Genomic DNA, 13,414 nt, shown 5'->3' on the forward strand with positions numbered 1-13,414 from the left:
TCTATATTTCAATGTTTTAAAAAATTTTTTTCAGGAAATAATTTATATGTTACTTAAAATAAAGAAAAAGTAGTATTGTAAAAATTTAAAAATAACTACTTTTTAACTTAATTTGATATTTAATAAAATTAGCTAACTGAATTAATATAATGACCTTTATAAGAATTTAATGAATCTATTTTCTTTGAGTATTTTAAACATTCTATACAATCATTTAGAATCCTATAAACAGTATTAGAATCCTCATAAGTAAAATCAAGTCTTACTCTGTCAACTCCTATTTCAAATATTTCTCTTATATTGTCTCTTAAATCAAGAGCAATATGATTTCTTATTTCAGTTCTACAAAACATATCTTGAAATAATTTAAATTCTCTATTCTCCATATCTTTTAAAATATAATCACTTCTTGCACATTCAGCACAAAGTCTATCTTTATGGCAATCTTTTGTCAAAACTCCCATTGCACAGTATTCTGTTAGCATTGATCTAGTATGACCGTATATTATCATGTCAACATTTGAATTTCTTTCTTTTGACTTATCCAATACGTTTTTAATTTCAAATTTATTTATTTCCTGTGAAATTGTTATATCTTCAGCATCAAAATATTTTTCGAAAAATTTCAACAAATATGAATTATAGATATTAAAATATGTATCTATATTGAATTTTTTTGTGCCAAATTTTGATTTAAAAAAGTTTTTTGAACCCCAAGTTGATATTTGAACTTTATTAAAAATTTCGCCATTTATTTTGGATAAATATTTTTCTAACACAGAAAACTCTTCATTTCTTATAACACCTAAAGCACTGTAAATTATATTTATCCCAAGAGTTTTAAATTTATTATAATATTTTTCAAGTAAAGTAAAATCTTCAGTATAAATTTCTTTTACAAACTCTGATACATTTGGATTTTCTAAAATTGTATCCAATTGAGAATTTTTATGTACTTTTAATGTAATTTTCCCATTAAAGACTTTTTCACCTTTTAGATAGCTAGAATCCTCATAAGGACAAATAATTCTATTTGCTGAAAAATCCAATCTATACTCTTCATATTTTTCTATCGCTTTTCTTCTAAGATTATTTAATACCGAAACCGGAATAAATGCATCTTTATCTACAAATATATTATCAAAAATGAATTTGTAAGGAGTTCCACCAGTTTTAGACAATTTTTCAATAATCTTATCTATTTCAGCTTCTTTATTATTTGCTTTTTCTATTTTTTCGTCTGAATAAACTTCAATATTTTCTAAAACAAACTTTGCTTTCTCACCAACTTTAATAAAAATTTCACATTTTAAATTAATCTTTTTATTTTCAATTCCTTCTTTAAATGATTTATTAGCATTATCTACCAGTTGTTTATCTGATGTTTTATAAATTGGAGTTTTAGGTTTTATATTTTTCACGAAATCAATTTCTACAATTTCTCCTGCTAATCCACAGTCATAAATTTCTCCATTTTTAATTATTCTTCCAATATTTCCTCCACCTAAGTTAATTCCATCCCCCTTTGAAAGTTTACCGGATAATTTAATTTTTAATTTACTCTTTTTTGGATTGAAACTTAGAACTTCTCCAACTTTTACACCAACATTATTAGGCTTATCTAAATTGATAATATCCGAACCATTTTTACTCATAAGATAACCTGATGTAAATTTTCTATTAAAGATAGCTTCTAAATCTTCTTTTAAAGCCTTTTTATCATTTGTAACTTTATTATTTATGTAATTGTCTATAGCTTTTCTATATCTTGATGTAACAACTGCTACATATTCAGGTCTTTTCATTCTTCCTTCAATTTTTAAGGATTTAATACCTGTATCCAATATTTTTTCGATATTTTCAATACTACATAAATCTTTTGGACTTAATAAGTAATTACCATTTACATCAATAATTTTACCTGTTGTTTTATTTATTAATTTATAGCTTTGTCTACAAGGTTGAGCGCAACGACCTCTATTTCCTGAACGATCTCCAAGCATTGAGCTCATAAGACATTGACCTGAATAGCTTACACAAATAGCTCCGTGAATAAATACCTCAATGTCTATATCAATATTATCACAAATCTCCTTAATTTCTTCTATACTGAGTTCCCTAGCAAGAACTACTCTATCAAATCCAACTTTTTTTAATTCTAAAACGTCATTTAAAGAATGTGCAGATATTTGAGTAGACGCATGTAGTTCCATATTTGGATATCTTTTTCTTAAAACTTCTGCAACTCCGATATCGGACAAAATTATTGCATCCACACCAATTTTATATAAAAAATCTGTATAAGAAAGCAATTCTTCAACTTCAGTTTCTTTTATAGATGTATTAACCGTAACAAATATATTTACATTCCTAAGTTTTGCATATTTAACCGCTTCTTTTAGCTCATCATTGTCAAAATTCGTTGCAGAGGCTCTTGCTCCAAAACTGTTACCGCCTAAATAAATGGCATCTGCTCCATTTTGAATCCCGGCTTTTAAGGAGTCCATAGAACCCGCCGGAGATAAAAGTTCAAACATATTTTTCCTCACAATAAAAATAATATCTTTATAAAAATGTGTAAAGACATGTTTATTATACCACATTTTTTGCAATAAAAAAGGAGAATTTAAAATTTCTCCTTTAAAAATTAAATATACATATTTTTCAAAGTTCATAAGATAAATTTGTATAACGAAAAATATTTATAATGTTATTTCAAACTCTGAAAGTGAATTACCATATCTTAATTCTTTTCTTAAATTTTGTATAACATTATCCATTTTTTCAAGTTCTACAAGTAATTCTTTTTCTTTTTCGGTTGTCTCATGTATTGCTACAATGGCTCCATTATTTATTACAATTCTCTTATCAGCAATCAAAGCTAATATAGGGTCATGTGTTGCCATTAATACAATTTTATTTTCACTTACTAGTAAATCTAATGCTTTTTTTCTATCTATTCCTGCATTTTCAATCTCATCAATCAAAACAATCGGAGATGAACTTAAAATTGCTGTATCTGCAATCATTAACGCTCTAGACTGTCCACCACTTAATGAAGTTATAGGAGTATTTAAGTCAAATTTTTCTCCTGCAAGTTTATTTGCCTCTACAATTATTTTGTTAATTACTTCTTCTTCGTTTTCTACCATTCTACTTTTCGCGTGAAGTTCTATAAATTCATATGCTGATAAATCCATAACAAAATTCATATTTTGAGAAAGTTGAGATACTAATTTATTATTTGCACTTAATCTCCATTTTTTATCTGCATCTTTTCCATTTATTAAAATTTTTCTATTAGTGGGAGTATCTCTGTCTGCTACCCATTCAATATCACCTAATAGTCTTGACTTTCCACTTCCTGTAGGTCCAACTATTGAAATTATTTCTGATTTATTAACCTTCAATTCATCATAATTTTCTTTATTTCCAAATTTATCTGTACCAGCAAGTAGAGTTATTGAATTTACTTCATCATCTTCAACTCCTAAAAAACTTTTCATTTGTTTTATATAAATTTCTAAGGACTCACAAAGCAGTTCTTCGTCTATTGCAAGTTCTTCTTTTTCATCTTCAGAAAAAGAATGTAAATATTCTGCAAATGACAAATGTTTACTATTTGAAATATCAAAGTTATTTTCTTCAAAGAAAACTTCAACAAAAGGATATTTTTCAATTAATTTTTCTATTTTTAAATTACGCATTTTTATCCTCCAATTTCATTTTTTTGATATTTCCCATTTGATATTTCGCCCCTATTTTCTTTTCTCCCAAGCAGTAAGAACATAATGCTGTTGGCATTGCAAATTTTAACTCCATACCATTAACTGTATTTATTGAATTATTTTCATCATACAATAAGGTACTTAATTCGTAAGTTCCTTGTCCTGTGAGACCATTTATATTCATAACTATAGCACTTGGATTAACAGATGCAACTCTTGATGAAAAAACTTCTCTTTCGGCCTGTGAAACAATATCTCCTTTTGTTATAACAACATAATCCGCACTTTTTAACATCGGACCTATTTTTTTAGGTGTATTTATACCTGATAAATTATCAATAACACAAACTGCTTTTATATTTTTTATATAGGGTGAACATCTATTACAAAGTCCTGCAGATTCCGTAATTAAAATATCTAAGTTATTGCTTATTCCCCATTGAACAACTTCTTCAATATTGGATACAAAAAAATGATCTGGACATAAAGCACCAGAAAGTCCTTTTCTAACTAAAATATTATTTTTTTCATATATTAAATTGTCATCAGTATATAAACAGTCAAATTTTACTACTCCTGCTTTAATTCCTCTATTTTTTAAATTTTCTATTGTCTTTACTATTACACTTGTCTTCCCTGATGAAGGTGGACCTGAAACTACTACCAAATTCATACAAACCTCTATTTTAAAATTTCTTCATTAAAAATCTTTTCAGACTCTTTCATAATTTCTACCATATTATTATTGTGAATATAATCCCAACCACAGAATAAAAATCCATGATCTTTATCCAACATATTATCTACACCATATACTGTAGTAGGAAATTTCCCATTTGAAGAAAGCAATTTTCCAACATTTTCATTTCTAAAAAATTCAACTACTTTTTTTGCTTTTTCATTATCTTTTTTAGCCATTATAAATACGGGACTAATAATTGCACCATCTTTAGGCCAAACAACTTTTAGTGCTGAACTTCTTGATACCATTTGTGTGAAAAAATATGGCGTGATACTAACAAGTGGATTATTTTTTGAATCTCCTTTTTTCTTAACCATTTCAGCTGGATGGAGACTCTTTTTATATATCTTTGCCAATGCCTTGATTCCTCTGATTCCCCATTTTGCGTAAATATTCACAACTAAAGCATTAAACATATCCAAATCAGATAATGGTATTGCAACACTATCTGTATACTCTCCACTAAAAAGTAAATCATCCCAAGAAGTAGGAATTTTTCTTCCATTAAGATTATTTTCATTAACTAAAAACACACAAGGAACTACAGCAATAATATTATAAATATTTTTTGGATCCCTTAAGCATATTTTTTCATTGTCAAAATCATCATTCATTTTTAAATTTTCAATAAAGAATTTTCCTTCATCAAAATATTTTCCAAATTTACTCTTATCAAAAAACAATTCAAATCCTGCAGAAATCATAATATCAGCAACTTTATCAATATTTTCTGAATCTATGTCATTTTCAATCCAATCAATACCTAAATTTGCTGATTTTAATTCGTAGCCAATAGTTAAACCCCTTGTTTTTTCTTCTTCAACAAATTTATCAAAAGCCTCAAGAATAGGAATTTTTAAAGGACATGGTAAAACACCTTTTACAATAACATCTCCTGATACTACTTTTTCTTCTTCAAGAGATTTATCAACAATGCTATGTTCATCATTCAAAAATAAATCTAATTTTTCTTCAAAAGCTACTTTATTTATTCCTCTAACCTTTAAAGCCATATTTAAAGAAACCATCTTACCCATGGTTTTTAACATTTTTTCATTTTTTAATTGATCAAAACCATTATTTATAAAAAACTGTAAAAGTTTTTCATTTCCATTTAAAATATTATATAATTTATCATCAAAATTTATTTTTTTCATAATTACCTCCTAATTGCATAATAATATTACAATAATTTTTTGATTATGTATGTTGCAAATGCAATATAAAGAAAAAAATCGAAAATAATTTTCGATTTTATCTTTTTCTTCTTTTTATTTTTTTATTTCTAAAGTACATATTTCTTAAATATAGTACTCCAACTATTTCTAAAATTCCTAATATGATGATTTCATAATTAGTATAAGATTTTGACTCTTTTTCACTAAGCCCTTTTACATATTTTTCCTTGTAAACTAAATTTGTAATAAGTTCAGTAGGAGCATTATTCAACGTTATTTCTGAACCATTTTTAGTATTATTATATTTAGTATTTGAATTAATAATATATTTATATTCTTTATTTCCAACTAGTTTATATTTAAAGTTCTTAAAATTATCAAATGTAGAAAATGGTGAACTTTCTAAATTCAACTTCATAACATTAATATTATTTACAGTTGTAAGTGTTGATGAAATAGGATATTCTACATTTAATTTTCTTTCAGTTTTTGAATCAACTTGAATTTCAAAGATTGCCACAATTTGTTTATCTGCTGTTGACTTAAGAACTCCTAAACTATCATAGCCACTACCCCCTAAAATCTTATCAAAATTTTCTACATATATTTCATATAAATTATCTTCTGAAAATCTTTGACGAACATTTTCTGGAACTTCACTCAAAAATATAGTCTTTAAGAAATTTTCAACATTAATAGATGATTTTTCTATATTTTCTTTAAATCCAGTATTTACTTGTTTATCTCCTGAATATACCTTGGTCGTTATACTTGCATCTTTTCCAATTGTATATAAAATAGGAGTTTTACTTTTTCCGCTAAACTCATGAGTTAAAACTAAAGTTTTATTATTCTTATTCTCTTCAATCTTGACATCTTCTCCTCCAGATAAAAATAATTTAGTATTATCAGTAGAATATTTTATTGTAATTTCATATTTTAAATTCTCTACATTATTAGATTCTAAATTAAATTTTCTCAAAGTCCCAACATCTTCTTTTTTAAAGTTTACTGGTTCATAAGTCGGAGAATCTACATTATTTATAATCTCTTTATAAAATTCAGTACCAGTTGGAGACTTAAATTTATCATTTAAAAACTTTAATGAATAGGGAACATCTGCTCCATCCATTTTAATTGAAAGTTTACTTAATTTTTCAATACTACTACTAAAAGTTATCCCCATCTTTACAGTTGAACTTTCATTATTTGTACTCTTTAGAGTATAATTAGCCTTATACATTCCATCTAATTTATTTTCATTTGTATTTGCATTAGAATAGTCTATTGTAGATTCACCATTTAGTTCTAAATTTTTAGTGTCAGACAAATTAAAAAGTTCATAAATTCTATAATTATCAGTTAAATTAGTCTTTTCTGCCTTAATATTATATGTATTGCTAAATAAAAAACAAAACAATAATAATATGAGTAAAAATTTATTTTTCATATTTTCCTCCGACTTTTTATATGTGCTATTATATCATTAATACATATTGTTGTAAAGATTATAATACTTTATAAAAAAATCACAGACAATATTATCTGTGATTTTAAATAACTTTATAATAATTCAATTGAATGTGTTTGTTTAATACTACTATCAACAGCTAAGTTCACAGTACAAATCCTTGATGCTAGAATAATCGCCTTCTCTATTTCTTCGATACTTGCATCTGTCTTTAGTGAGTACTTAGTCCTGATTTCTGAATATACTTGATTTTTAAAAGGAGTATTTTCGATATTATCAGTATTTACTACATCAGCTTCAACTTGAATACTTAAATCCTCAAATTTTATTTTATAAAATTTTGAAGATTTAATAAAAGTCAAGACTTTGCAACCAGCAAGAGCTCCCATAAACATAGCTCCTGGAGACATGTAGCCTGAATCCACTTCTTTACATTTTGAACTATGCGTTATTATCTCTTGGCCATTACTTGATAAAATCATTTCTCCATCTTTATCTAATCTTATACTACAAATCATAACTAGAACAACTTTAATATATTACCAATAAATACACCATAGTAATTACCAATAACATATCCTAGAATTCCAACTAGCATTGCAGGAACTACTAATTGATTCCAACCTCTTGCAATAGCAAGTGCTGCAGCGGTAGTTGGCCCTCCTATATTAGCATTTGATGCAATACAAACTTCCTCAATTGAATATTTAAAAATCTTACCAAAAATAAATGAAACAATCATATTTATAACTACTATAAGAACACAGAATACTAATAACCAAGGCGCTTTCATTAAAATAATTTCAATAGATGCTGGTGCACCAATTGCACCAAAGAAAATATGAATTAAGAATGTACCTATTTCTTCAGCACCGGAAACTTTAGCCAAAATTTTTGTGTATGTTGCTAAAATAACTGTAATAGTAGTCATTAATAGATATTTACTGCCTATCAACCCGAATATTAAATCAACAAAAAACTTTAACAATGGTCCCATAGTTTTAGTTTCTGGCTTAAATCCTGAAATAAATCCTCCTAATTCTGTTGAAATTGCAACTATTGCAAATGAAAAAGAAACAACTTTTGCAACATCCAACAGAGAAACATCCTTTTTAGTCCAGAATTGAGCTGCTTTATTTTCTCCTGCAGAACCCAATTTTTCCATTTCATCTTCATAAGGATGAGAGTAATGTTTTCTAAAAAATTTCATTGTAGGAATAATTGTTAAACTTACAAAGTAAATTCCCATAAACAAATTGTCGGCTACTACAGCTGAGCCAAGTAGTCCTTTATCGCCTAATGGAAATGCATCTGCCATAGCAGTTAAGTTCATACTACCTCCAGTATAAGTTCCTACCATCATTGCGCTTAGCTTATAAAGTTCTGGAATAAAGTTTCTTAATAAGAAAAATGCAACAAATGCTCCTAAAATTGTACCAAGACCACTAAGCAAATAAATTCCAATCAGTCTTCCTGATTCTTTCCAAACCTTCTTTAAGTTCGCTTTGAAAAGTAACATAGGAATTGCTAAAGGAACAACCCAACCCCATACTATATCATATGCCTTTGTATCTTCCGCTGGGATAATTCTAAAATTTGATAAAATCATGGTAAAAGCTAAAGCTAGAATACATCCAGTAATTTTACCTGCCCAGCTATAAGTTTGTTCAAGATAAATACTAAATGCAGCAATTGCACATAAAATAGCTAATAATACTAATGTGTTATCTATCCTGATAAGTGACCAATATTTTTGTTTTGACACTTCTTGAGCGAAATATAACATAAAGAATACCTCCTATAAAATATATGGAATGCTTTTCACAACCCTTATATATTATATACTTATCAATTATATTTGTCAAACTCATTTTTTTAAGACATACAGTATTCTATAGCTATTTTTACTATTGTTCTTAAAAGTTTCAAAATCTAAAATTTCTAAAATTTTAAAGTTGTTTTTAGCAATTGATTTTAGTATATCATTTTCCAAATGAATATACTGCCTTTGTCTTTCTTTAATTTTTTCATAGGTATTTTTTTCATTTTTTATAAAAAAATCAATTTCAAAATCAATATACTTTTTATAAAGACTATTTCTCCAAACATAAAATATATCTTCTTCTTCAACAACAAAAGTATTATTCCCTAAATATTCTTTTAATTTAAATTCAGAATTTATATCAAACATTAAAATTGAATTTTCATCCATTTGTCTCTTACAATTTTGTAAAAACAAATCTATTTCATTAATATTTTTCAAATAATTTAAAACATCAAAAAAACAACATATTAAGCTATATTTATTATTAGAAATAAAATTCCTAATATCTCCTTTTAAAATATTAACATTATTATAATCAATCAACTTATTATACGCAATAGATAACATATTTTCGGAAATATCAAAACCATCAACGTTAATTCCTCGTTTTAAAAATTGTGTAGTTAAATTTCCACTGCCCATTCCACATTCTAAGATGTTTTTTACTTCCACGTTATTATTTATACAAATTTGTATAACATTAGAGGCAAGTAAATTATAATCTACTTGCCTTTTCATTAATTCATCATAAATATAAGAAAATTTATCATACATATTTATTAATCCTCATAAGAAAAAATATAAGGAATATTTCTATACTTATTACCATAGTTAAGACCATATCCAACTATAAACCAATCTTCAATTTCAAAACCAAAATAATCAGGAACTATATCGACTTCTCTTCTACAAGGTTTATCAAGCATAACACAAGTTTTAATGCTTTTTGGATTTTTCTTTAAAAGATATTCTCTAATATTTTTTAATGTATTTCCTGAATCCATAATATCATCTACAATAAGAACATCTTTACCTTCAATATCTTCCCTGAAATCAGAAATAATATTAACTGTACCTGTTGAAATTTCTGAATGCTCATAAGAAGATGTAGTAATAAAATCAACAACTATAGGTTCATCTATCTCTCTGACTAAATCTGCAAGAAAAACAAAACTACCTCTTAAAAGACCAATAGCCACTAAATCTTTACCAGCATAGTCTTTTGAAATTTGTTTGCCAAGTTCTTTTACTCTATTGGCAATTTCTTCTCTTGAAAATCTAGTAACCTCTCTTTTGTTCATCAAAATAGTCCTCCTTTGGAATTTTTTTATCATTTTTATTTTTCTCAAACTCTATTTTCTTTTTCTCAGTGTCTTTAATTTCTTTTAAAATCATTAATATTTTATTTAAAGTATATTGAATACTAACAAGTATTATAATTAAAAAAGTCATAAATATTACATTAAAATCAATTTTCATATAATCACCTAATCATTCTTAATTTTCTTAATGCTCGATAAAATTTCATCATGAATATTTTGATATTTTTTCAACTTTTCTCTTTCTTCATTGACAACTTTTTCTGGAGCATTATTAACAAACTTTTCATTTGAAAGTTTAGAAGAAGCCCTTTTTATTTCACCTTCATATTTTTGTAAATCTGAATTTAATTTTTCCAATTCTTTTTCATAATCCACCAATCCATCTAACGGAATATAAATTTTTTGATTATTACAAATTACAACCATAGAATTTGCAATTTCTTCGTCCCTATCCATTACTATAACTCTAGAACAACATGCCAAGAATCTATATAAATGCTCTAATGTAGATGTATACTTTTTAGTTAATTCACTACTTGGAACAAAATATAAATCAGATTTTTTTGAAGGTGGAATATTTTTTTCACTTCTCTTATTTCTAATTGCTGTGATAGTTTCAATCAAGTTTTCAACTTGTCTTTCTTCTTCTATAAACATACTATTTTCATCATATATAGGAAAACTTGCATTGATAAGTTTTTCATTAACATTAGGCATAAAAGAATATATTTCTTCTGTTATAAATGGCATAAATGGATGTAATAATTTCAGAATATTATTCAAAACATATACTAAAACAGATTTTGCAACAATTTTTTTATCAAGATTATCTCCATATAATCTAGTTTTAGAAAACTCAATATACCAGTCACAAAATTCGTTCCAGATAAAATCATAAATTTTAGCTGATGCTAAGCCGAACTCAAATTTCGAAAGATTTTCTGCTAATTCTTCAATGGTTCTATTTAATCTAGTTAAAATCCACTTATCTTCAATTTCTATCTTACTAAAATCAATATTATAAACTTCTTCATCATTTAAGTTCATAAGAACAAATCTTGACGCATTCCAAAGTTTATTAGCGAAATTTCTATTGGATTCTACTCTTTTTTCATAGAACCTCATATCATTTCCAGGAGTATTTCCTCCAACTAATGTAAATCTTAAAGCATCTGCACCATATTTATCTATTATTTCAATTGGATCTATACCGTTACCTAATGATTTACTCATCTTTCTTCCAAGTTCATCTCTAATTAATCCTGTAAAATATACATTTTCAAAAGGAACTTCATTAAGATTGTATAAGCTTGAGAACATCATTCTAATAACCCAGAAAAATAAAATATCATATCCAGTAACCAAAGTATTAGTTGGGAAAAAATATTTTAAATCTTCAGTCTCATTAGGCCATCCTAAAGTTGAAAAAGGCCATAATGCGGAAGAAAACCAAGTATCTAAAGTATCTTCATCTCTTATAAAAGTTTTTCCTTCCTCTTTTGGGTCTGTTCTAGTTACAATTACTTCTCCTGTTTCTTCACAATAATATACAGGAAGTCTATGTCCCCACCATAATTGACGAGAAATACACCAGTCTTTAATATTATCTAACCAATTTATATAAACTTTTCCAAATCTCTCAGGAATAATATTTAACTTTCCATCTAAATATGCTTGTTTAGCAAGCTTTGCTAATTCATTCATTCTAACAAACCATTGTTTTGATATAATTGGTTCAATAATTGTCTTACATCTTTCACAATGTCCTACGGCATGATTATGTGGTTCAATTTTAATCAAATATCCAGTTTCTTTAAGTTCTTTTACAATTTCTTTTCTTGCAACTTCTCTTTCCAAACCAGAAAATTTTCCAAATCCTTTAGCAATTTTACCATCATGGTCCATAATAAGCTTTTGACCTAAATTATGTCTACTTCCAACTTCAAAATCATTTGGATCGTGAGAAGGTGTAATCTTAACACAACCTGTACCAAATTCCATATCAACATACTCATCTGCTATTAGTGGAATTTCAATATTTAAAATAGGTAAAATTAAAGTCTTGCCTACCTTATCCTTATATCTTTCATCATCAGGATGTACAGCAACAGCAAGGTCTCCAAGCATTGTTTCAGGTCTCGTTGTTGCAATTGTTAAATATTCCTCACTATCTTTAAAGAAATATTTAATATGATAAAAATTTCCGTCCTCATCAACATGTTCAACTTCAGCATCTGAAATAGCAGTTCCACAATTACAACACCAATTTACTATTCTATCTCCTCTGTAAATTAAACCATCATTGTACATTTTTATAAAGACTTCTTCTACCGCTTTAGATAAATTTTCATCTAAAGTAAATGCATCTCTTGACCAATCACAAGAAACTCCTAATGTTTTTAATTGATTTTTAATATTTCCCCCATACTTATCTGTCCAATCCCACGCTTCTTTTAAGAATCCATCTCTTCCAAGTTTTTCCTTAGAATTACCATCTTTTTTAATTTTTTCAACAACTTTCGCCTCTGTGGATATAGATGCATGGTCAGTCCCTGGAACCCAAAGAGCTTCATAACCACTCATTCTTTTCCAACGGATTACAATATCTTGAATAGTATTATTAAGTGCATGTCCTAAATGTAAATTACCTGTTACATTTGGTGGTGGCATAACAATAGTATATGGTGTTTTATCAAGATTTACGTGTGCAACAAAATCTTTATCTTCTAACCAACTACTATAAATTTTATTTTCAAAATCTTTTGGACTATAAGTTTTTTCTAAATTTTTCATAAAACCTCCTTATATAAAAATATAATGTAAATAAATGTAAAATTACTAAATTTTTCATCTAGTGACTTTCATAATTAATTTTTACCTAATAAGCTTGTTATCTTACAATTAAAAAAACTTCATCCTACATATAGGACGAAGTTATCGCGGTACCACCTAATTTTCATAAAAATGACTCTCTAAATTTATAACGAAATTACCCGTCTTTCAAAGCTAAAAAGCTACCTTCACAAAAAACAAATTGAATTTTTGCACCAAACAAATTCTCTCTAAAAATTTACTTTAAGTTACTCTTCTTTTATATGCCTATATTTAATTATCTATTTACATAAAAATATTAGATATATTATAACAT

11 protein-coding genes and 1 other annotated feature are annotated in these 13,414 nt (G+C 26.7%); all 11 genes read right to left on the reverse strand.

All coding sequences use genetic code 11. The annotated features are described in order from the left end of the window. Positions 1–128: 128 nt before the first annotated feature. Positions 129–2,537, reverse strand: coding sequence for a peptidase U32 family protein (locus tag VJI95_RS00660; protein WP_324009882.1), 2,409 nt, complete (start codon positions 2,535–2,537; stop codon positions 129–131). 165 nt (positions 2,538–2,702) lie between these two features. Beyond that, positions 2,703–3,707 carry an ATP-binding cassette domain-containing protein gene (locus VJI95_RS00665; protein WP_323999065.1) on the reverse strand — a complete coding sequence of 335 codons (1,005 nt, stop codon included), beginning with the start codon at positions 3,705–3,707 and terminating at the stop codon, positions 2,703–2,705. Then, entirely contained in the window at positions 3,700–4,401 is a 702-nt protein-coding gene (locus tag VJI95_RS00670) for a GTP-binding protein (RefSeq protein WP_323999066.1), read from the reverse strand. The genes VJI95_RS00665 and VJI95_RS00670 overlap by 8 nt, the downstream gene beginning before the upstream one ends. 8 nt (positions 4,402–4,409) lie before the next feature. After that, the gene (locus VJI95_RS00675; protein WP_323999067.1) at positions 4,410–5,627 is read right to left on the reverse strand and encodes an ABC transporter substrate-binding protein; all 1,218 of its coding nucleotides are present in this window, start codon (positions 5,625–5,627) and stop codon (positions 4,410–4,412) included. Between the two features lie 97 nt (positions 5,628–5,724). After that, positions 5,725–7,098 (reverse strand): hypothetical protein, encoded by a 1,374-nt coding sequence (locus VJI95_RS00680; protein WP_323999068.1) that lies wholly within the window; start codon positions 7,096–7,098, stop codon positions 5,725–5,727. A 113-nt stretch (positions 7,099–7,211) separates the two neighbouring features. Next, the gene (locus VJI95_RS00685; RefSeq protein WP_324009884.1) at positions 7,212–7,637 is read right to left on the reverse strand and encodes an OsmC family protein; all 426 of its coding nucleotides are present in this window, start codon (positions 7,635–7,637) and stop codon (positions 7,212–7,214) included. A 2-nt stretch (positions 7,638–7,639) separates the two neighbouring features. Next, positions 7,640–8,905, reverse strand: a complete 1,266-nt coding sequence (locus VJI95_RS00690) for a DUF819 family protein (RefSeq protein ID WP_323999070.1) — start codon at positions 8,903–8,905, stop codon at positions 7,640–7,642. An 81-nt stretch (positions 8,906–8,986) separates the two neighbouring features. Further along, a complete protein-coding gene (locus VJI95_RS00695; RefSeq protein ID WP_323999071.1) occupies positions 8,987–9,718 on the reverse strand; it encodes a class I SAM-dependent DNA methyltransferase in 732 nt (243 codons plus the stop codon). Positions 9,719–9,723: 5 nt separating this feature from the next. Then, the gene (gene hpt, locus VJI95_RS00700) at positions 9,724–10,245 is read right to left on the reverse strand and encodes a hypoxanthine phosphoribosyltransferase (protein WP_323999072.1); all 522 of its coding nucleotides are present in this window, start codon (positions 10,243–10,245) and stop codon (positions 9,724–9,726) included. Further along, positions 10,223–10,423, reverse strand: a complete 201-nt coding sequence (locus tag VJI95_RS00705; RefSeq protein ID WP_323999073.1) for a hypothetical protein — start codon at positions 10,421–10,423, stop codon at positions 10,223–10,225. The genes hpt and VJI95_RS00705 overlap by 23 nt, the downstream gene beginning before the upstream one ends. A gap of 8 nt (positions 10,424–10,431) precedes the next feature. Further along, positions 10,432–13,059: a valine--tRNA ligase gene (locus tag VJI95_RS00710; protein WP_323999074.1), complete on the reverse strand. Its 2,628-nt coding sequence runs from the start codon at positions 13,057–13,059 to the stop codon at positions 10,432–10,434. A 128-nt stretch (positions 13,060–13,187) separates the two neighbouring features. Then, positions 13,188–13,371 (reverse strand) — a binding site (T-box leader). Positions 13,372–13,414: the final 43 nt, after the last annotated feature.

The organism is Parvimonas sp. C2, assembly GCF_035282405.1.
Lineage (GTDB): Bacteria > Bacillota > Clostridia > Tissierellales > Peptoniphilaceae > Parvimonas.

Bases quoted from the DNA above. Each gene is read 5' to 3' on its own strand.
- VJI95_RS00660 (WP_324009882.1), bottom strand. From the start codon at position 2,537: ATGTTTGAACTTTTATCTCCGGCGGGTTCTATGGACTCCTTAAAAGCC.
- VJI95_RS00665 (WP_323999065.1), bottom strand. From the start codon at position 3,707: ATGCGTAATTTAAAAATAGAAAAATTAATTGAAAAATATCCTTTTGTT.
- VJI95_RS00670 (WP_323999066.1), bottom strand. From the start codon at position 4,401: ATGAATTTGGTAGTAGTTTCAGGTCCACCTTCATCAGGGAAGACAAGT.
- VJI95_RS00675 (WP_323999067.1), bottom strand. From the start codon at position 5,627: ATGAAAAAAATAAATTTTGATGATAAATTATATAATATTTTAAATGGA.
- VJI95_RS00680 (WP_323999068.1), bottom strand. From the start codon at position 7,098: ATGAAAAATAAATTTTTACTCATATTATTATTGTTTTGTTTTTTATTT.
- VJI95_RS00685 (WP_324009884.1), bottom strand. From the start codon at position 7,637: ATGATTTGTAGTATAAGATTAGATAAAGATGGAGAAATGATTTTATCA.
- VJI95_RS00690 (WP_323999070.1), bottom strand. From the start codon at position 8,905: ATGTTATATTTCGCTCAAGAAGTGTCAAAACAAAAATATTGGTCACTT.
- VJI95_RS00695 (WP_323999071.1), bottom strand. From the start codon at position 9,718: ATGTATGATAAATTTTCTTATATTTATGATGAATTAATGAAAAGGCAA.
- hpt (WP_323999072.1), bottom strand. From the start codon at position 10,245: ATGAACAAAAGAGAGGTTACTAGATTTTCAAGAGAAGAAATTGCCAAT.
- VJI95_RS00705 (WP_323999073.1), bottom strand. From the start codon at position 10,423: ATGAAAATTGATTTTAATGTAATATTTATGACTTTTTTAATTATAATA.
- VJI95_RS00710 (WP_323999074.1), bottom strand. From the start codon at position 13,059: ATGAAAAATTTAGAAAAAACTTATAGTCCAAAAGATTTTGAAAATAAA.